Raw genomic sequence first — 22,275 nt, 5'->3', positions numbered from 1 at the left:
CTCTGTTCGTAATACTTCAAAGAGGACCCGCGATGAAGATCGGTATGAAGAAACTGTTTGCCGCAACGCTGGGCGCGTGGATGCTGTCGCTGTCCGCGCAGGCTGCGGAACCCCTGAAAATCGGCTACAGCGACTGGCCGGGCTGGGTCGCATGGCAGGTCGCGATCGAGAAGAACTGGTTCAAGGACGCTGGCGTCGACGTCTCGTTCGAATGGTTCGACTACGTCGCGTCGATGGACGCCTTCGCGGCCGGCAAGCTCGACGCGGTGACGATGACCAACGGCGATGCGCTGGTGACCGGCGCCACCGGCGCCAAGAGCGTGATGATCATCATCAACGACTACAGCAACGGCAACGACATGATCGTCGGCAAGCCGGGCATCAGCTCGCTGAAGGATCTGAAGGGCAAGAAGGTCGGCGTCGAGATCGGTTTCGTCGATCACCTGCTGCTGCTCAACGGCCTGAAGAAGGCCGGCATGAGCGAGAAGGACGTGACCCTGGTCAACGTGCCGACCAACGAAACCCCACAGGTGCTCGCCAGCGGTGACGTCTCCGCCATCGCGGCGTGGCAGCCGAACTCCGGCGTCGCCCTGAAGCTGGTCCCCGGTTCCAAGCCGATCTACACCAGCGCCGACGAACCCGGCCTGATCTATGACGTGCTCGCGGTGTCGCCAGTGAGTCTGGCCACGCGCAAGGCGGACTGGGAAAAGGTCGTGAAGGTCTGGTACCGCGCGGTCGACTACATCCACGATCCGAAGACGCATGCCGATGCGATCAAGATCATGGCATCGCGCGTCGGTGTCTCTCCCGAGGAATATGAAGGTTTCTACACCGGCACCAAGATCCTGACGCTGGACGAAGCCAAAGGCTTCTTCAAGAAGGGCGACGGCTTCGGTTCGCTGTACGGCTCTTCGAAGATCGTCGACGAGTTCAACCTCGCCAACGATGTCTACAAGGAAGCACAGGATGTCGACAGCTACATCGATGGCTCACTGACGGCAGGCCTGTAAGTCCACGCGACACCCGACCAGACACCCGATCACTTACCCAGTTCTGGAATTCACGACGATGTCCGCTCAAAGCTGGTTTGCTGTCCGCAAGGAACTGTCGCCACGGCGACGCATGTTCCTCGGCATCTTGAGTTTCGTGATTCCGCTGGCGATCTGGTGTCTGGTCAGTTACGTGCCCTTCATCTGGCATCCAATGGTGGAGGTCAGCGATCCCGGTTCGGTGTCGTACTTCACCCAGGGCATGCTGCTCGAACAAGAGGTGTTCGAGCGCGAAGCCGAGGCCGCAAGACAGAAGGGCGAAGCGGTTCCCGTCGGCACATCCGCCAACCCGATCTATCTCCCGGCACCGCATCAGGTTGCCAAGGCGATGTACACCGCGTTCACCACCGAACCCAAGCGTCGCGACGAGAAGTGGCTGCACGAAAGCCTGGGCAACAGCATCTACGTGATCGCGATGGGCTTCCTGATCTCGTCACTGTTCGGCGTGCCACTAGGCATCCTGGCCGGGACCTATGACGTGTTCTCGCGGCTGAACGAACCCTTCGTCGAGTTCTTCCGCTATCTGCCGGCGCCCGCGTTTGGTGCCCTGGCGGTTGCGGTGCTCGGCATCAACGAGGCGCCGAAGATCGCGATCATCGTCATCGGCACCTTCTTCCAGCAGGTGCTGGTGATCGCCAACACCACGCGCAAGCTCGATCCATCCTTGCTGGAAGCGGCGATGACGCTCGGCGCCAAACGCATGTCGCTGCTGTTCCGCGTGGTCATCCCCGGCATCATCGTGGATCTGTACAAGGATCAGCGCATCCTGCTCGGCTGGGCCTGGACCTACCTGATCGTCGCCGAAATGATCGGCGCCAGCTCAGGCATCACCTGGTTCATCACGCAGCAGGCGCGTTACAAGAATTTCGAAAACGTCTACGCCGCGATCTTCATGATCGGCGTACTCGGCCTGACGACCGATCTGCTGCTGGCCTGGATCGGACGCCGCATCTTCCCGTGGCAACGCAGTCTCGCCCACTGATTCATTCACACGCGAAGTTCCATGACCCAAATCCAACTGCCCAGTTATCGCGAGCAGTCGCCCGAGGTGCGCGCGCGCTTCGAGCGCCTGAAGCAGCGCCCGGTGATTCTCGAAGTGCAGAACCTCGGCAAGAACTTTGAATCGCGCCAGGGCACTGTCACCGCGCTGCGCGACATCAACCTGACCGTGCACCGGCGCGAGTTCGTCTGCGTGATCGGTCCCAGCGGCTGCGGCAAGTCGACGCTGATCCGCATGCTCGCCGGGCTCGAAACGCAGAGCAGCGGCCAGGTGCTACTCGATGGCCAGCCGGTCAGCGGCCCGGGCCCGGACCGCGGCATGGTGTTCCAGGGCTACACGCTGTTCCCTTGGCTGACGGTCAAGCAGAACGTGATGTTTGGCCTGCAGGTCTCCGGCCGCAGCGGCATGCCTGAACCCACCGCGCTGCAGTGGATCGATCTGGTCGGCCTGTCCAAGTTCGCCGACGCCTATCCGCATCAGCTCTCCGGCGGCATGAAGCAGCGCGTCGCGATTGCGCGCGCACTCGCCAACCAGCCGCGCATCCTGCTGATGGACGAACCCTTCGGCGCGCTAGATGCACAGACGCGCTGTCGCATGCAGAGCTACCTGCTCGACATCTGGAAGAACATCGACGTCACGATCCTGTTCATCACGCACGACCTGGACGAGGCGATCTTTCTTGCCGATCGCATCCTCGTGCTGAAAGCGCATCCCGGCGAAGTGCAGGAACTGATCGAGGTGCCAGTGCCACATCCGCGCTCGACGCAGCAATTCCTGAGTCCGGAATTTCTCGCCACCAAGGCGCGGCTGGAAGAACTGATCCATCCGCCGCAGACCGAAACCGTCGGTCTCAGTGAAGACCACCTCAACATGGTGCGCATGGTCGCCGTCGACGATGTCGTGCCTGACGTTTACTGAGTGAATCCCCATGCATGACTGGTACCGAATGACCTGGGAAGAGATCGGCGCGCTGGCACGCGGCGGCATGACCACGGCGATCCTGCCGATCGGCGCGACCGAGCAGCACGGCCCGCATCTGGGCTGCGGCATGGACAGCGAGATCTCGATGCAGCTGTGCCGTGACGTCGCCGATCGGACCGGCGCGGCGCTGCTGCCGCTGTTGCCCTACGGCTGCTCGATCGGCCACTCGAAGCGCTGGCCTGGCACGATCGCGCTGCAGCCGAAGACGCTGATCGACGTGGTCAAGGACATCGGCGACTGGGTCTATGCCTCCGGCTTCCGCCGCCTGTTTTTGGTCAACGGTCACGTCACCAACGCCGCCCCGCTGCGCTGTGCACTGGAGATGCTGCGCGCCGAACACGACGAGCTGATGGTGGCGCTGATCGGCACTGCATTGATCAGCGACCGCGTGCGCGAGAAACATTTCGAGGACGCCGAGGACTGGCACGCGAACGCCGCCGAGACGGCCTTGATGCAGGCAATTGCACCGTCGATGGTGCGCGAGGATCGCATCGCCGCGGCCGACGATCCAGACCGCACCGACGGCTGCGTGTTCTCGCATCCGGTCAATCGCACCAGCAGCAACGGCGTCACCGGTTTTCCCAGCCGCGCCAGTGCCGCCGACGGCGCGCAGCTGTACGCATGGATGGTCGAAGACCTGTCCGGGCGCGTGCTGCGTGGCATGGCCGAGCAACCGCCACTGCCACATTCCTATTTCCAGGCCGTCGACATCGACGGCTGACCCCCCCGACGAAACGAGCAACACGATGAAGAGCAACGAAGAGATTCAACGCATCCAGAAGGACCTTGAAGCCAAAGGTGTGAAGTATTGCATCGGCGCCTATGTCGACATCCACGGCATTCCCAAGGGCAAGGTCGTGCCGATTTCTCACTTGCCACAGATGGCGCGCGGTTCCGAGCTGTATACGGGCTATGCGCTCGACGGTCTCGGCCAGCGCCCGAACGACGACGAAATCGCCTCGGTGCCGGACCTCGATCACATCATCCAGTTGCCGTGGCAGCCGGAAGTCGCGTGGATGCCGGCGGACAACACCTTCAAGGGTGAGCCCTATCCGTTGAACACGCGGGTCGCCCTGAAGAAACAGCTGGCGAAAGCCGCATCGATGGGCTTTGGCATGAACCTCGGCATCGAGTGCGAAATCTATGTGCTCAAGCAGGGCGAGGACGGTTCGCTTTCGGTGCCCAATCCCGACGACAAGCTGGTCAAGTCCTGCTACGACGTGCGCGGCTTTCTCGACCAGTTCAACTGGCTCGACAAGGTCGCCACCACGATCAACGCGCTGGGCTGGGATCTGTACTCGTTCGACCACGAAGACGCCAACGGTCAGTACGAGTTCGACTTCAAGTACGCCGACGCCATCACCAGCTGCGACCGCTTCATCTTCTTCCGCCTGATGGCCAAGGAGTTCGCCAAGCAGGAAGGCCTGCTGGCCACCTGCATGCCCAAACCGTTCGCCGACAAAACCGGCAATGGCGCGCATTTCAACATGTCGCTGTACGACCTCAAGACCGGCGCCAATGTGTTTGCCTGCGATCCGAAGGAAGATCCGCGCGGCCTGGGCCTGACACCGATCGGCTATCACTTCATCGCCGGCATCCTCAAGCACGGCAAGGCGCTGTGCGCGGCGTTCGCACCGACCGTCAACAGCTACAAACGCCTGCAGCGTCAGGGCGAGATGGCGTATTTCTCCTGGGCTCCGGTATTCAACTCGTTCGGATCGAACAATCGCACCAATTCGATCCGCGTGCCGATGGGCGGCGGCCGCTGCGAATCCCGCAACGCCGATGGCGCGCTGAATCCCTATCTGGCCGCGACCTTGGCTCTGGCCGCAGGTCTTGAAGGCATCCGCGAAGGTCTGGATCCGGGCAAGGCGCAGGAAGACAACCTCTACGAACTGAGCGAAGCACAGCGCGCCGAGCGCGGTATCGAGTTCCTGCCGAAAACGCTGGCCGAAGCGGTCGATGCCTTCGAAGCCGACCCCTTCGTCACCGAAACCCTGGGGCAGGAACTGCGCGACGAGTTCGTGCGTTACAAGCGCAACGAATGGGAGGCCTACCACCGTCACGTCTCGGCCTGGGAAATCGAGCGCTACAGCCACCTGTTCTAGTACACCACGCAAGACCGATGAGTCAGAACAACGGGGGTGTCAGCCGGATCAGCGTCTCCTTGCCGGAGACGCTGCTGCTGCAGCTCGATGAAATGGTGGCCGAACGCGGCTTCGACAGTCGCTCTCAAGCCATTGCTGAAATGATCAGCCATCAGATCACCGCGCACAAAAAAGAGCGCGGCAACGAAATCATGGCAGGCACCATCACCTTGTTGTACGACCATTCGACGCCGCGGCTGCAAAAGCTGCTGGCGGATCTGCAGCATCAACACATCCGCGAAATCATCAGCTCGCTGCACGTGCACCTGATGCATTCGCAGACGATGGAGGTGATTCTGGTGCAGGGCCCGGCGGCGCAGCTGCAGCTGATCGCCGACAAGATGATCACCAATCGCGGCGTCATCTCCGGCAAGCTGGAACTGACCACCACGCTGATTCCGCAGCTGCATCAGTAGCGCAAGCGCGTGTTCGATTGACGCTACCATGGCAGCGCGTACATTCCGTGCGCGCCGCCAACTATCCGTGTGAGCGATTCACGCCCCTGCCCGATCATTGCGCGCCGCAGCGCCTACGTGCTCGACCTCGCCCCGGGCCGCTATCTGTGGTGCGCCTGCGGCCGTTCGAACACACAGCCGTTCTGCGACGGCTCACATGATGGCAGCGGCATGCAGCCCATGGCTTTTGAAGTCACTCGCCGCAGCGGCACGCAATGGTTGTGTGGCTGCAAGCACACGCGCCATGCACCGCACTGCGACGGCTTCCATAACCGTCTGCCGCCGCCCGAAGGCGGCGGCTAGCTCCAGCATCACAAGCTCTGCAGATCGTAGCCGCGCTCGTTGTGCTGCGTGGTGTCGAGGCCGGCGTTTTCTTCTTCGGGTGTCACGCGCAAACCGCCGACCATGACGTCGACCAGCTTCAGCAGGCCCCAGCTCAAGACCGCGGTATAGGCACCCACCGCCACAATGCCGGTAATCTGCACCGCGAACTGGCGACCCATATCCATGCCTTCGGCATAGCCCTGCCCGCTGAATACACCGAGCCCGCTGGACGCAAACAGCGCGACCGCAAATGTCCCGAGGATGCCGCCAACGCCATGTACCGGGAACACGTCCAGCGAGTCGTCGATCTTCATGCGCCGCTTCAGCCACTGGGTCGCGGTAAAGCAAACCGCACCAGCAGTGAGTCCGATCACCAGCGCGCCCCCAGGGCCGACGAAGCCGGATGCCGGCGTGATCGTGCCAAGCCCCGCAACCATCCCGGTCACAATACCCAGCGCCGAGGGTTTGCCGAACTTGAACCACTCGATAGCGCTCCACATCAGCGCGCCCGCGGCCGCAGACGTATGCGTGACCAGCACCGCCATGCCGGCATTCCCGTCAGCAGCCAGCGCCGAACCCCCGTTGAAACCGAACCAGCCGACCCACAACATGCCGGCACCGGTCACGGTCATCGTCATGTTGTGTGGCAGCATTGCGGTATGTGGAAAGCCGTTGCGCCGACCCAGCTGCATCGCCGCGACCAGTGCCGCGACGCCGGCGGTGATGTGCACAACGGTACCGCCGGCAAAATCGAGCAGACCACGCTGATATAGCCAGCCGTCTGACGCCCAGACCCAATGACACACCGGGACATAGACCGCCATCACCCACAGCGTCGAGAACAGCAGCATCGCGGAAAACTTCATGCGCTCGGCAAAGCCGCCGACAACCAGCGCCGGCGTGATCGCGGCGAAAGTCAGCTGGAACATGGCAAAGACGGACTCCGGCACGCCTCCACTCAGCGTGCTCTCGCCAACGCCGTTGAAGAACGCCTTCGACCAGCCGCCGATGAATCCACTGCCGGGGGCAAAGGCCAGGCTGTACCCGCAGATCAGCCACAGCACGGACACCACACAGACGATCGCAAAGCACTGCACCAGAACAGACAGAACGTTCTTGGCGCGCACCAGCCCGCCATAAAACAGCGCCAGTCCGGGCAGGCTCATGAACAACACCAGCGCGGTCGCAGTCAGCAACCACGCGGTATCCCCGCTGTTAAGCGCCGTCGCGGACTCCTGCGCGTAGACAGGCGACGAAAGCAGTGCGATCGCTGCGGCAATTTTTGTTTTCATATTCTCCCCCGGACACAAAAATGCCCACCGCGCGATGCAGTTCGCGGCAGGCACGGGATACGGCTGAAGCTCAGACGGCTTCGACCCCGGATTCGCCGGTGCGGATGCGGACCGTCTGCTCGAGGTCGTAGATGAAAATCTTGCCGTCGCCAATCTGGCCGGTCTTGGCGGCTTTCAGAATGGCATCGACCGCCTTGTCCGCCATCTCCGGTGTCACGGCCAGCTCGAGCTTGATCTTGGGGAGCAGGTCGACGGTGTACTCGGCGCCGCGATACAGCTCGGTATGCCCTTTCTGGCGCCCAAAGCCCCGTACTTCGGTGACCGTCATGCCCTGTACGCCGAGATCGGCAAGCGCTTCGCGCACCGCATCGAGCTTGAACGGTTTGATAACCGCAACCAGCATTTTCATGACGTTAGCCTTGATCGAATCGAATGCCGGAGTTTAGGGCGACCCCGGGAAAAAGTCGAAGGCCTGCGCACAAAAAAGGGGCGGACTGTGAAGTCCGCCCCAACCCACCGGAGAAAAATGTGATGCGTTATTACAGGATGTAGCCGCGTTCGTTGTGCTGAGTAAGATCGAGACCTTCAGTCTCAGCCTCTTCAGTGACACGCAGACCACCCGTTACCACCTTCGTGATCATCAGCAACACAACGCTCAGCACACCGGTGTAAACCAGCGTGAACAGAACGCCCTTGGTCTGAATCCACAGCTGGCTACCGATCGTGGCGCCTTCACCCGGCTCCCACACGCCACCCATGGAGGGGAAGCAGAACAGGCCGGTCAGGATCGCACCGACGATACCGCCGACGCAGTGCACACCGAACACGTCCAGAGAATCGTCATAGCCCACCGCTTTCTTCAACTTGGTCGAAGCCAGGAAGCAGATCACGCCAGCTGCCAAACCGATCCACAGTGCGCCAATCGGACCCGCAGTGCCGGATGCAGGCGTAACCGCAACCAGGCCTGCAACCGCGCCTGACGCAATACCGAGCACTGATGGCTTCTTGTGCGTGATCCACTCGGCGAACATCCAGGCCAGTGCCGAGGAGGCGGTCGCAACCTGGGTCACAAACATCGCCATGCCCGCAGCGCCGTTTGCACCCACTGCGGAGCCGGCGTTGAATCCAAACCAGCCAACCCACAGCATGCTCGCACCCATGACGGTATAGCCAAGGTTGTTCGGCGCCATCGATTCCTTGCCGTAACCCTTGCGCTTGCCAAGCATGATTGCTGCGACCAGACCTGCGATACCGGCATTGATGTGCACGACAGTGCCGCCAGCGAAATCAAGCACGCCCCAATCCCACAGCAAGCCGCCATCGCCACTCCACACCATGTGTGCCATCGGGAAGTAGCAGACCGTGACCCACAGGGTCATGAACACCAGCAGAGACGAAAACTTCATGCGCTCTGCAAATGCGCCAACGATCAGCGCGGGGGTGATGATGGCAAACGTCATCTGGAAGGTCGCGAAGACCGACTCCGGAATCGCTGCAGTCAGACTATCCAGGCCGACGCCGGCCATGAACGCCTTGCTCATGCCGCCGACAATGCTGTTGAAGTTGACGACACCAGCTTCCATGCCCGTTGTATCGAAAGCCATGCTATAGCCATAGATGGTCCACAGCACCGACACCAGAGCGGTGATGGCGAAGCATTGCATCATCACCGACAGGACGTTCTTCGAACGAACCATGCCGGCATAGAACAACGCCAGACCCGGAATCGTCATCAGCAGAACCAGCGCCGTTGACGTCAGCATCCACGCGGTGTCACCGCTGTCCAGCGTCGGCGCTTCTTCTGCCGCTTCCGCCGGCGCTTCTTCCGCTGGCGCGGCCGTCTCGGTTACGGTCTCCTCGACGACGACAGCCGCATCTGTTGGAGCATCGGCGGCCATTTCGGTTGTTTCTGCAGCAACCGACTCAGCAGCAGGCATCTCATCCTGCGCCCACGCAGGCGCGAGACCGCAGCACGCGGCCAGCGTCATGACAGTCAAAAATTTACGCATCATTGGTTTGAACTCCCCTTAGAGTGCGTCCTTGCCGGATTCACCCGTACGGATACGGATGGCCTGGTCAAGGGTGAATACGAAAATCTTGCCGTCACCGATCTTGCCGGTGTGTGCCGCCTTGCTGATGGCGTCGATGGCACCGTCGAGCTTGTCGTCAGCAACGGCAACCTCGATCTTCACCTTCGGCAAAAAATCAACGACATACTCGGCGCCGCGATACAGTTCGGTATGACCCTTCTGACGGCCAAATCCCTTTACTTCGGTCACCGTGATACCGGCCACTCCCAGGTCCGAGAGCGCCTCTCGCACCTCGTCCAGCTTGAACGGCTTGATGATGGCTGCGATCAATTTCATGAATAACTCCTCTGAGTCGGAAAGCGTGTTCCGCCAGAGGAGCCTCTGACTCCGGCGGTCGGCGAGGAACAAAGCACGGAGCGTGCCAAACGCTTCAGAACATACTGTGGTGCGTGGCTGCGGGTTTTCCCCTCGTTCATTCTGGTGCGTCGCGCTCTATTTTGGTGCCCACTCCCGAACGCGCGGCGTCGCGATTACACTACGCACCCCTCAAGCGTCAGACGTCCCCGCGACGTCAGGATTCACCCCACGATGGAAGCTTCATCCTCGCTGTCAGCGGCCAAAGAGCTGCTGCACGCGTTTGGCATCATTCTGGCCGCCGGCAGCCTCGGTGGCGTCATCGCCAAACGATTGCGAATTCCTGATGTCGCCGTGTTTCTGCTGGTTGGCATCGCCCTGGGCCCACAAGCCCTTGGCGCCATCGACATCCACGCCGACAGCGGCCTCAATCAGATCATCCTGATCTTCGGCTCGTGCTACATCCTGTTCGACGGCGGCGCCTCGCTGCGCTTCCGCGTGTTGCGCGAGGTCTGGGTCACCATTGCGATCATCGCGACGCTCGGGCTGCTGATCACGGCCGCCGTGACCACTGCTGCGGCTCACTGGATCATGGGCCTGCCGCTGGTGGTAGCAGCCCTGCTCGGTGCCGCCACGGCGTCAACCGACCCGGCAACCCTGGTGCCGATCTTCAAGCAGATCCCCATCAAGGAGCGCATTTCGCAAACGGTGATGTCAGAGTCGGCGTTCAACGACGCGACCGGCGCGATCCTGACGTTCACGGTGCTGGCGATCGCGATGGGACAGGGCTCTTTCTCGCTCAGCGGCTCGATTCTGGAACTGCTGAAGCAGGCCAGCCTCGGCATCCTGATCGGCAGCGTCGTCGGCTATGCCGCAGCGCTACTGCTGGCGCACGAGAAATATGCGTTTCTCGGTGAATTCGGACCGGTCGTGACGCTGATGGCGGTCGCCGGTGCCTACCTGGCCGCCGACAATTACCACGCCTCCGGCTTCATGGCGGTGTTCGTGTTTGGCATCCTGATCGGCAACAAGGAGTCCTTCGGCTTCCGCATGCAGCCGATGGAGGCCGAGAAGATGGAGATCTTCGTCGCCGAAATGGCGCTGATCATGCGTCTGATGATCTTCGTGCTGCTGGGCTCCCAGGTCGACTTCGCACTGATGCAGCGCTACTGGGTCCAGGGCCTGATGCTGGTCGGCATCTTCATGTTCGTCGCGCGGCCGCTGACGGTATTCATCTGCACCTGGCCGGACCGTCGCGCGCGCTGGACCTTCAAGGAGCGTCTGTTCATGTGCTGGACCCGTGAAACCGGCGTCATTCCGGCGGCACTGGCAGGCCTGCTCGCCGGCATGAAAGCCCCAGGCGCCGAAATCATCGGCGCAGTGACGTTCATCGCGATTCTGGTGACGATTCTGCTGCAGGCCACCACCACACCCTGGCTAGCGGCCAAGCTCGGCATGCTGGTTGAGGACTGGCAGGACTGATGACGCTCGCCACCGCGACTGTCGGGTCGTATGCTTTGCACACGCTCTATTGATGACTGTCATGGAACCTCGCCAACTCGAAGACCTCGCCGCCAAGCTCGGGCAGATGCTGCCCCCGGGACTCAAGGGCCTGCGCCACGAGCTTGAGGACAATTTCCGCGCGGTGCTCAGAGCCAATCTGGAAAAGTGGGACCTGGTGTCGCGCGAGCGCTTTGACCTTCAGGCCGAGCTGCTGCGGCGCACTCAGACCAAGCTCGCAGCACTCGAGCAGCGCCTGCAGGCACTGGAACAGCGACAAGGCTGAACACAATCCGGGCACGACGTCTGCCCGGTAGACGAAGGATCAGTCCGCCGTTGTGGCGGCAGGGAATACAGACTTCGCAGCGCAAGGGAGGGACTTGCGATGACGCAGCTGGCGAGCGTTTGGGCGCGTGCGCAAAACGGGCTTGAGGCAGACCCGGTCACGGTTGAGGTGCATCTGGCTCCAGGGTTGCCGGGCCTGAACATTGTCGGCCTGCCCGAGGCCGCTGTGCGCGAAGCCAAGGATCGCGTCAAAGCCGCCATCACCACCTGCGGCTACCGCTTTCCCTTGCAACGCATCACCTGCAATCTGGCCCCTGCCGATCTCCCCAAAAGCGGCAGCCGTTTTGATCTGGCCATCGCCTTGGGCATTCTCGGTGCATCCGGTCAGATTCCGCTGGAAACCCTGCACGACGTCGAAGTCCTTGGCGAGTTGTCGCTGTCCGGCGAAATCCGACCCGTCCCTGGCTGCCTGCCGGCAGCACTGAAAGCCCGCGCAGCCGGGCATGCTCTGCTGGTTCCGTCGGCCAATGTCGCCGAAGCCACGTTGGCGCCGCAGGCGCGCATCTACGGCGCCGACAACCTTGCCGCGCTGTGCGCGAACCTGCATCAGCGCCACTGGACCGCCGAACCGGCACAATCGCCCCGCGCAGCTTTCAACAACCTGTTGGATCTGGCCGACGTACGCGGCCAGGGCAGTGCCCGTCGCGCACTGGAGGTCGCTGCTGCCGGAGGCCATTCACTGCTGCTGGCGGGCCCACCGGGATCGGGCAAATCGATGCTGGCGCAACGCCTTCCCGGCATTCTGCCGGCACTCTCCGATACCGAAGCACTGGAAGCCGCCGCCGTCGCTTCCATTGGCCCGCGCGGGTTCCAGATCAGCGACTGGGGAAGACGCCCCTTTCGCGCCCCGCATCACACCGCTTCCGGCGTCGCGCTGGTCGGTGGCGGCGGCAATCCACGCCCCGGTGAGATCACGCTGGCCCACCACGGCGTGTTGTTCCTGGACGAACTACCGGAATTCGATCGCCGCGTCCTGGAGGTTCTGCGCGAACCGCTGGAAAGCGGTCGCATCACCATCTCACGCGCCGCACGCCAGGTCGATTTTCCTGCGCGGTTTCAGTTGGTTGCGGCGATGAACCCGTGCCCCTGCGGCTGGCTCGGTGATCCCAGCGGCAAGTGCCGCTGCACACCGGAACAGGTGCAACGCTATCGCGGCCGCATTTCCGGCCCGTTGCTGGACCGCATCGACCTGCATCTGTTCGTGCATCGGGTAGAGCATCTCGCTCTCGCTCGGGAGCAGGCGCCGGGAGAGCCCAGCGAAGCCGTACGCAGCCGCGTGATTTTCGCGCGTCGACGCCAGTTGGACCGCCAGCAGCAGCTCAACTCCGAGCTGCACGGCAGCCAGCTGGACCGGTATTGCAGGCCCGACCGCGACGCCGAAGTCCTGCTGCAACAAGCAGCCGCACGCCTGAGCCTGTCGGCGCGCGGATACCATCGCATTCTCCGCGTCGCCCGGACCATTGCCGATCTGCACGACACCGCCGACATCGGCGCACCGCAGATCGCCGAAGCCCTGCGCTACCGTGGCTTCGACCGCAGCGCCTGAGTGTCGGCAGCCTGAAACGAAGAAGGGCCGCACACGGCGGCCCTTCTTGATGCTGCAGTCGCTGCTTACAGATCAAACGACTTGGACAGGCTGACCACGTACTTCGGATCGTCGTCGGACAGGTCCGTGCCGATGATCGAGAAGCTCGCGCTCATCGTATCGTCAATCGCCTTGCTCAGCGCAACGCTGTAGTCGATGTAGCTGTCTGTGGTTTCATAACCGAAGTTCACATCATCAGACAGCGAGGTCATGCCGACTGCGGCGTCCAGCGACAGCGAATCCGACATCGGGAAGCTGGCCGAAGCGTTGACGTACAGCTGGGTAATGTCGTCGCCCGAGGGGTCGGTCGCGCCGAAATACGTCGGTGAGTAGTACGCCTTGACGGAGACCGGACCAAACCCAAGGCCAAAGTAGGCTTCGACGGTATTTGCGGTCGGATCGGTGCCGGCTTCGTCCTCTTCCGGGTAGTAGTAGTAGGTCACGCCGAGGTCGTAGGTCACCGTATCGCCGCCGGAGAAGCCGGCATAGACATCGGTTTCCGCACTGCCGGGGCCCCAGCTGATGTTCGAACCCCACAGGCCCACGTAGAAGCCCGAGTCGGCTGCGTAGTCGACGCCGCCCTGCACTGCCGCCCCCGAGCCCTGCGAAATGCCGCGGAACACATATTCGCTTACCGCCCCAACGTTTCCACTGACACCTGCCAATGCACTGCCGGACATCAGGGCAGCACCGAGCACAGCGGCGCTCACAGCCGAACGCTTGAATTCCATTTGAAAGCCTCTTTCAAAATGTGGATAACTTCCGCTGCAGACTCCCATGCTGCTGCGGCCCACGAGACCTAACGCAAGCCGCATGCCAAGTACTGGGGGAATCCCCCCAACTGCGGCGGCTGCGCCAAGCTTGGGGCGGCAAGATTGACCTTTTTGACTGCCCCCAGCTCGCAGCTTGAAGCTATCAGATTGCTAATCCTTGCAGGAAGCCAAAGCACAGATCACTCATGCGCACCAATTTGGTGCGCATGGCCTTCTGCAATAAAAAGGCCGGGGTTTCGCCCCGGCCTTCTGGATCCCGCCCAATGTCTTTGCTCGTGACTACAGTCCCGATTGCTTCAACATGTACTCGACCGCCGCCTTGACCTCATCGTCACTGAGGCTGGGATCGCCACCCTTGGGCGGCATTGCGTTCTTGCCGTGTAGCGCGGAATTGACCAGTCCGTCCACCCCACCCGCAGCGGTCTTGCGCGCTGACCATGCCGCTGCATCGTCCGTCTTGGGCGCGGCCAGAACACCGGCCATGTGACAACCGGCGCAAAGCTTGGTGTAGACCTGTTCGCCCGTCATCGGCTCGCGTGCCGGCGCTGCAGCGGCGACTTTCACCAACGCCGCAGGATCGGTAATCACTGTGGCCACCGGCTTGATCCGCTCCTCGACGCGGGCCAGAGCTGCCGGATCTTCCTGCTCGTCGGCAACGAGCAGACGCGCCGCCACCACACAGATGAAGAAAATCCCGAACAGTCCCGCCATGACCATGCCGAAGTTGGCAAAAAACGTTTTATCGTGGCCGTTTTGATCCACGGGCGAGCTCCTAATTATTCTTGCGTGTTAGGACCGCCCGTCAGAGACGGCCCCCGAAAAGACGGCGAAGTATAGCCGCAGCCCCAGACGAAGCCTAGCCATTCTCTGATTTAGCGCAACGCAAATTTTTCGCGTGTGTGCTTGCTCGAGCAAGCCGCGCCAACAGATACACTCCATCCATGGAGCTGACCAATCAACTGATCTTCCTGGCCGGCGTTCTGTTCCTGGCAAGCATCCTGGCAAGTGCGGTGACGCCGCGTCTGGGCGTGCCATTGTTGCTGGTGTTTCTGGTCGTCGGCATGCTGGCCGGCGAAGACGGCCCCGGCGGCATCCCGTTCAGCAACTATCCCCTGGCCAATCTGGCCGCAACCGCGGCATTGGCCGTTGTTCTGTTCGACGGCGGCATGCGCACACAGCTCGCCAGCTTCCGCGTCGGACTGCGTCCGGCATTGTCTCTGGCCACCGTCGGCGTGCTGGTCACCACTTCGATCGTCGGCGTGTTCAGCGCCTGGCTTCTGAACCTAGAGATTGCCGAAGGCCTGTTGATCGGCGCCATCATCGGTTCGACCGACGCCGCCGCGGTGTTTTCACTGCTGCATACGCGCTCGGTCTCGCTGAACCAGCGCGTGACCTCCGCACTGGAGATCGAATCCGGCACCAACGATCCGATGGCGGTTTTTCTCACTCTGGCGTTGATCAGTTTTCTGCAAACACCCGAAACCTTCGGCGTGCTGTCGGCACTGAGTCTGCTGCTGCAACAGATGCTGCTCGGTACGGCAGTGGGCCTGGCCGGCGGCTGGCTGTTGCTGGTCGCGCTCAATCGGCTGCCGCTGGGAGATTCGCTGTACCCCTTGCTGGCATTGTTCGGCGGCTTGCTGATCTTCGGTTTGACCGCGCTTCTGGGCGGAAGCGGCTTTCTGGCGGTGTATCTGGCCGGACTGTTGCTCGGCAATCGTCAGGTACGTGCCGCTGCGGGTATCCGGCGCTTCCATGATGGTATCGCCTGGACCGCGCAGATCGGCATGTTCGTGATTCTCGGCCTGCTGGCGTCACCCCATCGACTGCTGCCGCTGGTCCTGCCGGGATTGTTGGTTTCCGCCGTACTGATTTTGATTGCGCGCCCGATCGCGGTCTGGCTCAGCCTGCTGCCATTTCGGTTTCCGCTGCGTGAGCAGGGCTATATCGCGTGGGTCGGCCTGCGCGGTTCCGTGCCCATTCTTCTGGCGACCTATCCGTGGCTTGCCGGTCTCGACCATGCGGATCTGTTCTTCAATATCGCGTTCTTCATCGTGCTGGTGTCGCTGCTGATCCAGGGCACGACCGTTGCCAGCGCTGCGCGCCTGCTGGGCCTGCAGGTGCCTGCAACGTCGGCGCGTATCCATCGCGTTGACATCGATCTGCCGGGACAACGTGGATTCGAAGTGGTCAGCTACCGCGTCGCGCGTAATAGCAGCCTGATCGATATGCGGCCCAAAGACTTGCCGTTGCCTGATGTATCGCGGGTCATCTGCATCTCCCGCGGCAGCCGCGTGCTGCATTACCGCGAATGGGGTGGGCTGCAAGCAGGCGACTATATTTCACTGCTGACTGCGCAAAGTCAGCTGCCCGTGCTGGACCGACTGTTCGAGTCGGTGCAGGCGCCGCTGGCGCCCGCGGAGCGATTGTTCTTTGGTGAATTCAGCGTCAATCCGGATGCGCCGGTGGGTGAACTCTGCGCCGCTTACGGCATTGAGCCGCCACCCGGCGCCGCAGAGTCCACCGTTGCGCAGTTGCTGATCCAGCATCTGCCGCATCCCGTCGTCGGCGATCGACTGCGACTTGGCGACCTTCAACTGGTCGTGCGCGAAGTTTCCGGGGACCAGCCGACCCGGCTGGGTCTGCGCCTGCCGCACTGATCCCCGCTGCAGGGAATCAGGCCGCCGGCAACAGCGACTTCAGCTCGACCGTCTCATCCGCGAGCTTGGCGGCATCAGCAGCGACGCGCCCCGCAACCAGTTTCTTCGCAACCATGAAGTCCTGAGGACGGGTCACTGCATCAGCCGCGATAACGACGCCGTTCTGCAGATAGAACGCACAGAAACTGTTACTTGCCATGTCTCCGCGCACGACGATCTGGTCATAGCCCTGATTCAGTCCAACCATCTGCAGCTTCAGATCGTATTGATCAGACCAGAACCACGGCACTGCGGCATAGCGCACATCCTTTCCACAGATCGTCGCAGCGGCAACGCGCGCCTGCTCCATCGCATTGGGGACCGATTCGAGCCGAACCTTGCGCCCGAAGAAATCGTTGTCGTGAAAGGTGCAGTCACCGGCGGCGAGAATATCCGGGTCGGAAGTCTGCGTATGCGCATCGACGACAATGCCATTCGACACTTCAAGTCCGGCAGCCTCGGCCAGTTCTGTGCCTGGAATCAGGCCAATACCGACGATGACCAGATCGGCCGGCACTGCGGTGCCGTCAGCGAGCTTGACCGCGGTCACGCGATCACCCTGGGTTTCCAGCGCCTCAACGCCGACGCCGGTGCGCAGATCAACGCCGTGCTCACGATGCACACGCTCGTAGAACGCCGAGACTTCCGGTGCCGTGACGCGTGCGAGCACGCGTGGAAGCGCCTCGATCACGCTGACTTTCAATTCCTTCTTGATACCAACTGCAGCCGCCTCAAGCCCGATGTAACCCCCGCCAATGATCACCAGACGCTTGCCCGCCACGAAATCGGCCTGCAACCGCTCGATGTCGGCGATGCTGCGAACATAGTGAACATTGGCGGCGTCGCCGCCGGCCAGGCTCAGACGCCGCGCACGACCTCCGGTGGTCAATGCGAGCTTGGTGTACGTCAACGTTTCACCATCGGACAGGCTCACGGTATGCGCCGCTCGATCGATCGCCTGCACCGTGACACCGATGCGACATTCGACATTGAGCTTGTCGTAGGTCGACTGCGGCTTGATGAACAGCGATTCCAGCTTGGCCTCACCGGACAAGTAAGTCTTCGACAACGGCGGGCGCCGATACGGCAGATAGGGCTCGTCGCCGATCATCACGATACGGCCTTCAAAGCCCTGCTGACGCAGCGCAGTAGCCAATTCACAACCGGCCTGGCCGGCGCCGACGATCACGCAGGTCGAAATTTCGCTGTTCAATTCAACTCTCCATCAGCACCGGACGATTCCGGTGCGCACTGTTTTCAGACGCCGGCAACGGCGAACGGATCCCAATCCCCTGCGGCGACAAACCACGGATTGGCGAAGTCGGTATCGCTTGCCTGGTTGCGCTTGCCATAGCGCAGCGGCTGCCCATCCATGGTCATGACCATGCCTCCGGCGGCACGCAGCACGGCATCCGCGGCAGCCGTGTCCCACTCCATCGTGCGCGCCAGTCGCGGGTACAAATCCGCCTGACCCGCGGCCACGCGGCAGAACTTCAACGACGAACCCGCAGACACGAAATCGCTGGCCTGGAACTTGTCGATGAAAGCCTTGGTTTCGTCCGACAGATGCGACCGACTCGCGATAACCTTGACGCCATCCGCTGGAGCGGTGCGCGCGCAAATCGGCTGCCACGCCCCGACAACGCCGTCGACGACCTTGGCCTGACGCGCGCCGGCGCCGATGACGCCGGTATACAGCTCGCCAATGGCGGGCGCATAGACAACACCCAGCACCGGCACGCCCTCTTCGATCAACGCGATATTGACGGTGAAATCACCGTTCTTGCTGATGAATTCCTTGGTGCCGTCGAGCGGATCAACCAGGAAGAACGGCTGCCCCTGTGTCTCCGGGATCCGTCCGGCGGCGACCGATTCTTCCGCCACCACCGCGATCTGCGGAGTGGTCTTGGCCAGACCGGCGAGAATGATCGCCTCGGCCTGGGTATCCGCTTCGGTTACCGGCGAGCCGTCACCCTTGGCCTTGGCATCACCAGGCTGCAGCTTTGCGTAGATGCGCAGGATCGCCGCGCCAGCATCGAGTGCGATCGCAACCAGCGCGTCGAGATCGGGCCGACTCATTGCGCGTCGAGCTTCTGGTAGTAGTCCATCAGGATCTTCGCGACTTCGGGCCGCGAGAATTCCGGCGGCGGCGCAATGCCCTGTCCCAGCATCTCGCGCACCTTCGTCCCGGACAAGGCAATGAAGTCGTCCTTGGTATGGTCGGGTGCCTCGCGCATCATCACCACTCGGCCCAGCTTCTTCGAGAACGCGGTGTTGTCGGCACGGAAGATTTCAATCTTCAAGGCGCCGTCCGGCACCTGCGTGTCGAATACCGTCTGCGCATCGAACGGTCCGTAATAATCACCGACACCGGCATGGTCGCGGCCGACGATCAGATGTGTTGCCCCCATGTTCTGACGGAACACCGCGTGCAGCACCGCCTCACGCGGACCGGCGTAGAGCATGTCGAATCCGTAGCCGGTGATCATCACCGTATTCGGTTCGAAGTAGACCTCGACCATCTTGCGAATACAGGCGTCGCGCACATCCGCCGGGATATCGCCGGACTTGAGCTTGCCCAGCAGCATGTGGATCACGATGCCGTCAGCACCGAGCCGCTCCTTGGCCATGCGGCACAGTTCCTCGTGTGCGCGGTGCATCGGGTTGCGGGTCTGGAATGCAACGACTGTCTTCCAGCCGCGCTCGATGATCTCGTTCCGGATCTCGACGGCGGTGCGGAAGGTGTCCGGGAATTCACTCTGGAAGTAGCTGAAGTTCAGCACCTGGATCGGGCCGGACAGCAGCGTGTTGCCGAGCGCCGTGAAGGTTCCAACCCCCGGATGCTTGGGGTCGAGCGTGCCGAAAATCTGTTCGGCCATGAACGTGATCTGCTCATCGCTGACGGTCTCGACCGCCTCGACGTCCATCACCGCGAGCACCGGATGCCCCTCGACATTGGGGTCGCGCAGCGCGATGCGGCTGCCGGCAACAATTCCACTTTCCTTGGTCAGATTGAGCACCGGCACGGGCCAGAACAAGCCATCGGTCGTGTGCAGCTTCTCCGCCACGCTCAGCGCATCCGCCAGATTCATGTAACCGGACAGCGGATTGAAATAGCCCGCGCCCAGCATCACGGCGTTGGCTGCGGCGGCAGAATTCAGCAGCAGCGACGGCAGGCTCTGCGCTTCGTGCAGCAGCGCTTCATGCTTGGTGGTGTCGTAGACGAAGCGCGGATTGAGGGTATCGGAACCGTGAGGAGCAATCATCGTGGAGAAACCGGTGGCGTTGGGGGGAACAGCGTCCGGCGGCTTCAGGCCGGCAGGATCTGGCGGGATTTGAGCATCGCGATCAGCGCCTGGACTTCCTCGTCCAGGGTCATCAAGTGGCTGGGCAGTATCAGTTCGGGCTGCGTCGGGGCCTCGTAGGGATCGTCGATGCCGGTAAAATTCTTGATCTGACCAGCGCGGGCCTTCTTGTACAGGCCTTTCGGATCTCGCTTTTCGGCCTCTTCCAACGGCACGTCGACGTAGACCTCGACAAAGTCCATGCCGTCGGCCTCGTGCAGCTCGCGCACCTTGTCACGATCGGCACGGTACGGTGAGACAAAGCTCGACAGGACGATCACACCGGCATCGACAAATAGTTTGGCGACTTCGCCAATGCGACGAATGTTTTCGGCGCGATCCTCGGCGGAAAAGCCGAGATTCTTGTTGATGCCCATGCGCACGTTGTCGCCGTCGAGGCGATACACCAGCCGGCCCTGTGCGTGCAGCGCCTTTTCCAGCGCGACCGCCACCGTGCTCTTGCCCGAACCGGACAGGCCGGTGAACCAGATCGTCGCACCCCGCTGGCCCAGCAGCGTCGCGCGATCGGCCCGCGTGACGTCGCCTTCGTGCCAATGCACATTGGTCGCTTTTTGTTCGGTCATCTGTGTCCGTTCCATGGTCAGCTCCCGAGCAGGGCGCTCCCGGCGCAACGCACCCGGGCGGATGTATCACCCGCTGGCCGGAATGGCGGCTGGGACGGAAGGACCTTGCTTTGGGCGGCCGCGAATGCGGCCAGCTCCGCATTATGCGCATCCGCGCTGGCCGAATCATCCCCCGATCGCATGAGCGCCGGGCTTAATCCCCTTTTTTTGCGCGCAGTTCGCCAATCAGTTCGCGCAGCTTCTGACGCACTTCCGGGCTCGCATCGGGGTACTTCAGGTCCAGCCGGCGCAGCCCCTGAGCAATGATTTCAGCGACCGCACAGCGCATATACGACTTGCTGTCGGCCGGAATCGCGTACCAAGGCGCCCAGGGTTTGGACGTTTCCTTCAACATGTGGTGATAGGCGACCTGAAAGTCATCCCAGCGCGCTCGTTCACCCATGTCGTTGATGTCAAATTTCCAGTTCTTGTCCGGCTCTTTCAGTCGCTCAAGCAGCCGCTCTCGCTGCTCCTCACGCGAAACATTGAGCCAGAATTTCAGAATCAGCGTGCCGTTGCGGGCCAGATGCCGCTCGAATCCGTTGATCGACTCGTAGCGCTCCTGCCACAGCGCATCGAGGGAATCCGGTTGCCACGGCAGGCGCTGGCGCTCGAGAAACTCCGGGTGCACCCGCACCGCCAGCACTTCCTCGTACCAGCTGCGGTTGAACACACCGATGCGCCCACGCTCGGGTAATGAACGCGCATGCCGCCACAAAAAATCGTGATCCAGTTCGTTTTCAGAGGGTCGCTTGAACGAGGTGACCTGGCACCCCGCGGGATCGACTCCGGACAGCACGGCGCGAATCGTGCCGTCCTTGCCCGCCGCGTCCATCGCCTGGAACACCAGCAATACCGCGTGACGATTGTCGGCGTACAACACCCGCTGCAGCGCGTCGATCTCTTCTACGAACGACACCAGCCTCTGTTGCCGCTCTGACTTGTCCGGTGCATCGGACGGCGGCACGGTGGAAAAATCCTTCAGCGTAAAGCCGTCGTCATGCGGCACCCGGTAGGGGCTATCCGGACCATGTACCCATTCATGACTCATGATCGACTCCAGCAAGCTTGCTCGCGTGTGCGTACCGGAAATCAGCCATTCGGCCCGGACACTACATAGAAAAGAATCGCAAAGAAGTGCAGCACGCTGCCGCCTAGAACGAACAGGTGCCAGATCGCATGGTGATAGCGCAGGCGTTCCCACACGTAGAACGCGACGCCACCGCTGTAGGTGATGCCGCCGGCCACCATCAACGCAAGACCTCCGGGCTCGAGGTTCTGCAGCAGCGGTTTGATGGCGGCAATTGCACACCACCCCATCCCCAGATAGATCGCCAGCGACAGCTTCTCGAATTTTCCGGTCGCGAAAATCTTGAACACGACGCCAATGATGGCCAGGCCCCAAGTGAACGCAAACAGGCTCCAGCCCCACGCGCCCTTGAGCGTGACCAAGGTAAACGGCGTGTAGGTTCCGGCGATCAAGAAATAGATCAACGAATGATCCAACACCCGCAGGATGTGCTTGGCACGCGGCAACGGAATGCTGTGATACAGCGTCGAGGCCGTGTACATCAGAACCAGCGTGGTGCCGAAGATGCTGACTGCCGTGACCTGCCAGATGTCCCCATAGACACTGGCCCGCGCGACCAGAACCGTCAGGCCGATGACCGACAGAACGACGCCCAGACCGTGGGTGATCGCGTGTGCCAGCTCTTCGCCAAACGAATACAGCTTGTCGGAGACTTCAACCCCCAGCACTTCATGGGGGTGGTGATGG

23 protein-coding genes are annotated in these 22,275 nt (G+C 61.9%); 11 read left to right on the top strand and 12 right to left on the bottom strand.

Annotated features, from left to right (window positions below; all coding sequences use genetic code 11):
* Positions 1-44 precede the first annotated feature (44 nt).
* From E4T66_RS16970 to E4T66_RS16940, 7 genes are all read left to right on the top strand, one after another.
* Positions 45-1,010, top strand: coding sequence for an ABC transporter substrate-binding protein (locus E4T66_RS16970; protein WP_367396767.1), 966 nt, complete (start codon positions 45-47; stop codon positions 1,008-1,010).
* A 58-nt stretch (positions 1,011-1,068) separates the two neighbouring features.
* Positions 1,069-2,031, top strand: coding sequence for an ABC transporter permease (locus tag E4T66_RS16965; RefSeq protein WP_136850406.1), 963 nt, complete (start codon positions 1,069-1,071; stop codon positions 2,029-2,031).
* Between the two features lie 21 nt (positions 2,032-2,052).
* Positions 2,053-2,967 (top strand): ABC transporter ATP-binding protein, encoded by a 915-nt coding sequence (locus tag E4T66_RS16960; protein ID WP_136850404.1) that lies wholly within the window; start codon positions 2,053-2,055, stop codon positions 2,965-2,967.
* A 10-nt stretch (positions 2,968-2,977) separates the two neighbouring features.
* A complete protein-coding gene (locus tag E4T66_RS16955; RefSeq protein WP_136850402.1) occupies positions 2,978-3,751 on the top strand; it encodes a creatininase family protein in 774 nt (257 codons plus the stop codon).
* Between the two features lie 25 nt (positions 3,752-3,776).
* Complete coding sequence (gene glnT, locus E4T66_RS16950; protein WP_136850400.1) at positions 3,777-5,138, top strand: type III glutamate--ammonia ligase; 1,362 nt, start codon at positions 3,777-3,779, stop codon at positions 5,136-5,138.
* 17 nt (positions 5,139-5,155) lie between these two features.
* Positions 5,156-5,593: a nickel-responsive transcriptional regulator NikR gene (gene nikR / locus E4T66_RS16945; protein ID WP_136850398.1), complete on the top strand. Its 438-nt coding sequence runs from the start codon at positions 5,156-5,158 to the stop codon at positions 5,591-5,593.
* Between the two features lie 69 nt (positions 5,594-5,662).
* Complete coding sequence (locus E4T66_RS16940; RefSeq protein WP_136850396.1) at positions 5,663-5,935, top strand: CDGSH iron-sulfur domain-containing protein; 273 nt, start codon at positions 5,663-5,665, stop codon at positions 5,933-5,935.
* 8 nt (positions 5,936-5,943) lie between these two features.
* Here the strand turns inward: E4T66_RS16940 and E4T66_RS16935 are convergent, their stop codons facing one another.
* From E4T66_RS16935 to glnK, 4 genes are all read right to left on the bottom strand, one after another.
* Positions 5,944-7,248 carry an ammonium transporter gene (locus E4T66_RS16935; RefSeq protein WP_136850394.1) on the bottom strand — a complete coding sequence of 435 codons (1,305 nt, stop codon included), beginning with the start codon at positions 7,246-7,248 and terminating at the stop codon, positions 5,944-5,946.
* Positions 7,249-7,318: 70 nt separating this feature from the next.
* Positions 7,319-7,657 (bottom strand): P-II family nitrogen regulator, encoded by a 339-nt coding sequence (locus E4T66_RS16930; protein WP_136850392.1) that lies wholly within the window; start codon positions 7,655-7,657, stop codon positions 7,319-7,321.
* Between the two features lie 130 nt (positions 7,658-7,787).
* Positions 7,788-9,011 carry an ammonium transporter gene (locus E4T66_RS16925; protein ID WP_367396765.1) on the bottom strand — a complete coding sequence of 408 codons (1,224 nt, stop codon included), beginning with the start codon at positions 9,009-9,011 and terminating at the stop codon, positions 7,788-7,790.
* 264 nt (positions 9,012-9,275) lie between these two features.
* A complete protein-coding gene (glnK, locus tag E4T66_RS16920) occupies positions 9,276-9,614 on the bottom strand; it encodes a P-II family nitrogen regulator (RefSeq protein WP_136850390.1) in 339 nt (112 codons plus the stop codon).
* A 252-nt stretch (positions 9,615-9,866) separates the two neighbouring features.
* Here glnK and E4T66_RS16915 point away from each other — a divergent pair, with 252 nt between their 5' ends.
* The 3 genes from E4T66_RS16915 (at position 9,867) to E4T66_RS16905 (ending at position 13,023) form a co-directional block, all read left to right on the top strand.
* The gene (locus tag E4T66_RS16915; RefSeq protein WP_136850388.1) at positions 9,867-11,114 is read left to right on the top strand and encodes a cation:proton antiporter; all 1,248 of its coding nucleotides are present in this window, start codon (positions 9,867-9,869) and stop codon (positions 11,112-11,114) included.
* Positions 11,115-11,175: 61 nt separating this feature from the next.
* A complete protein-coding gene (locus tag E4T66_RS16910) occupies positions 11,176-11,418 on the top strand; it encodes an accessory factor UbiK family protein (RefSeq protein ID WP_136850386.1) in 243 nt (80 codons plus the stop codon).
* A gap of 99 nt (positions 11,419-11,517) precedes the next feature.
* Positions 11,518-13,023: a YifB family Mg chelatase-like AAA ATPase gene (locus E4T66_RS16905; protein ID WP_136850384.1), complete on the top strand. Its 1,506-nt coding sequence runs from the start codon at positions 11,518-11,520 to the stop codon at positions 13,021-13,023.
* Positions 13,024-13,088: 65 nt separating this feature from the next.
* On the opposite strand, the gene E4T66_RS16900 is transcribed toward E4T66_RS16905, so the two are convergent.
* Together E4T66_RS16900 and E4T66_RS16895 are read right to left on the bottom strand one after the other, a co-directional pair.
* Positions 13,089-13,793 carry a TorF family putative porin gene (locus tag E4T66_RS16900; protein WP_169577679.1) on the bottom strand — a complete coding sequence of 235 codons (705 nt, stop codon included), beginning with the start codon at positions 13,791-13,793 and terminating at the stop codon, positions 13,089-13,091.
* A 321-nt stretch (positions 13,794-14,114) separates the two neighbouring features.
* On the bottom strand, positions 14,115-14,597 hold the full coding sequence (locus E4T66_RS16895; protein WP_248679776.1) for a c-type cytochrome: 483 nt from the start codon (positions 14,595-14,597) through the stop codon (positions 14,115-14,117).
* A 179-nt stretch (positions 14,598-14,776) separates the two neighbouring features.
* Between E4T66_RS16895 and E4T66_RS16890 the strand changes: the two genes are divergently transcribed.
* The gene (locus E4T66_RS16890) at positions 14,777-16,492 is read left to right on the top strand and encodes a potassium/proton antiporter (RefSeq protein ID WP_136850380.1); all 1,716 of its coding nucleotides are present in this window, start codon (positions 14,777-14,779) and stop codon (positions 16,490-16,492) included.
* A 16-nt stretch (positions 16,493-16,508) separates the two neighbouring features.
* On the opposite strand, the gene E4T66_RS16885 is transcribed toward E4T66_RS16890, so the two are convergent.
* From E4T66_RS16885 to trhA, 6 genes are all read right to left on the bottom strand, one after another.
* Positions 16,509-17,744, bottom strand: coding sequence for an NAD(P)/FAD-dependent oxidoreductase (locus E4T66_RS16885; RefSeq protein WP_136850378.1), 1,236 nt, complete (start codon positions 17,742-17,744; stop codon positions 16,509-16,511).
* 44 nt (positions 17,745-17,788) lie between these two features.
* Positions 17,789-18,610, bottom strand: a complete 822-nt coding sequence (gene cysQ / locus E4T66_RS16880) for a 3'(2'),5'-bisphosphate nucleotidase CysQ (protein ID WP_136850376.1) — start codon at positions 18,608-18,610, stop codon at positions 17,789-17,791.
* The gene (sat, locus tag E4T66_RS16875; protein ID WP_136850374.1) at positions 18,607-19,797 is read right to left on the bottom strand and encodes a sulfate adenylyltransferase; all 1,191 of its coding nucleotides are present in this window, start codon (positions 19,795-19,797) and stop codon (positions 18,607-18,609) included. The genes cysQ and sat overlap by 4 nt, the downstream gene beginning before the upstream one ends.
* Positions 19,798-19,841: 44 nt before the next feature.
* Complete coding sequence (gene cysC, locus E4T66_RS16870; RefSeq protein WP_136850506.1) at positions 19,842-20,459, bottom strand: adenylyl-sulfate kinase; 618 nt, start codon at positions 20,457-20,459, stop codon at positions 19,842-19,844.
* Between the two features lie 193 nt (positions 20,460-20,652).
* Positions 20,653-21,549: a PPK2 family polyphosphate kinase gene (locus tag E4T66_RS16865; protein WP_136850372.1), complete on the bottom strand. Its 897-nt coding sequence runs from the start codon at positions 21,547-21,549 to the stop codon at positions 20,653-20,655.
* A 41-nt stretch (positions 21,550-21,590) separates the two neighbouring features.
* Positions 21,591-22,256: a PAQR family membrane homeostasis protein TrhA gene (gene trhA, locus E4T66_RS16860; RefSeq protein WP_248679772.1), complete on the bottom strand. Its 666-nt coding sequence runs from the start codon at positions 22,254-22,256 to the stop codon at positions 21,591-21,593.
* Positions 22,257-22,275: the final 19 nt, after the last annotated feature.

Origin of the sequence: Sinimarinibacterium arenosum (assembly GCF_005047655.1) — a bacterium.
GTDB lineage: Bacteria > Pseudomonadota > Gammaproteobacteria > Nevskiales > Nevskiaceae > Solimonas.
Note: the sequence above shows the minus strand (reverse complement) of the source record. Positions and strands in the feature narration are given on the sequence as shown.

Bases quoted from the DNA above. Each gene is read 5' to 3' on its own strand.
- E4T66_RS16910 (WP_136850386.1), top strand. From the start codon at position 11,176: ATGGAACCTCGCCAACTCGAAGACCTCGCCGCCAAGCTCGGGCAGATG.
- E4T66_RS16925 (WP_367396765.1), bottom strand. From the start codon at position 9,011: ATGCTGACGTCAACGGCGCTGGTTCTGCTGATGACGATTCCGGGTCTG.
- E4T66_RS16935 (WP_136850394.1), bottom strand. From the start codon at position 7,248: ATGAAAACAAAAATTGCCGCAGCGATCGCACTGCTTTCGTCGCCTGTC.
- cysQ (WP_136850376.1), bottom strand. From the start codon at position 18,610: ATGAGTCGGCCCGATCTCGACGCGCTGGTTGCGATCGCACTCGATGCT.
- cysC (WP_136850506.1), bottom strand. From the start codon at position 20,459: ATGACCGAACAAAAAGCGACCAATGTGCATTGGCACGAAGGCGACGTC.
- E4T66_RS16865 (WP_136850372.1), bottom strand. From the start codon at position 21,549: ATGAGTCATGAATGGGTACATGGTCCGGATAGCCCCTACCGGGTGCCG.
- E4T66_RS16955 (WP_136850402.1), top strand. From the start codon at position 2,978: ATGCATGACTGGTACCGAATGACCTGGGAAGAGATCGGCGCGCTGGCA.
- E4T66_RS16900 (WP_169577679.1), bottom strand. From the start codon at position 13,793: ATGGAATTCAAGCGTTCGGCTGTGAGCGCCGCTGTGCTCGGTGCTGCC.
- E4T66_RS16890 (WP_136850380.1), top strand. From the start codon at position 14,777: ATGGAGCTGACCAATCAACTGATCTTCCTGGCCGGCGTTCTGTTCCTG.
- glnT (WP_136850400.1), top strand. From the start codon at position 3,777: ATGAAGAGCAACGAAGAGATTCAACGCATCCAGAAGGACCTTGAAGCC.
- E4T66_RS16965 (WP_136850406.1), top strand. From the start codon at position 1,069: ATGTCCGCTCAAAGCTGGTTTGCTGTCCGCAAGGAACTGTCGCCACGG.
- E4T66_RS16930 (WP_136850392.1), bottom strand. From the start codon at position 7,657: ATGAAAATGCTGGTTGCGGTTATCAAACCGTTCAAGCTCGATGCGGTG.
- glnK (WP_136850390.1), bottom strand. From the start codon at position 9,614: ATGAAATTGATCGCAGCCATCATCAAGCCGTTCAAGCTGGACGAGGTG.
- E4T66_RS16905 (WP_136850384.1), top strand. From the start codon at position 11,518: ATGACGCAGCTGGCGAGCGTTTGGGCGCGTGCGCAAAACGGGCTTGAG.
- nikR (WP_136850398.1), top strand. From the start codon at position 5,156: ATGAGTCAGAACAACGGGGGTGTCAGCCGGATCAGCGTCTCCTTGCCG.
- sat (WP_136850374.1), bottom strand. From the start codon at position 19,797: ATGATTGCTCCTCACGGTTCCGATACCCTCAATCCGCGCTTCGTCTAC.
- E4T66_RS16960 (WP_136850404.1), top strand. From the start codon at position 2,053: ATGACCCAAATCCAACTGCCCAGTTATCGCGAGCAGTCGCCCGAGGTG.
- E4T66_RS16915 (WP_136850388.1), top strand. From the start codon at position 9,867: ATGGAAGCTTCATCCTCGCTGTCAGCGGCCAAAGAGCTGCTGCACGCG.
- E4T66_RS16970 (WP_367396767.1), top strand. From the start codon at position 45: ATGAAGAAACTGTTTGCCGCAACGCTGGGCGCGTGGATGCTGTCGCTG.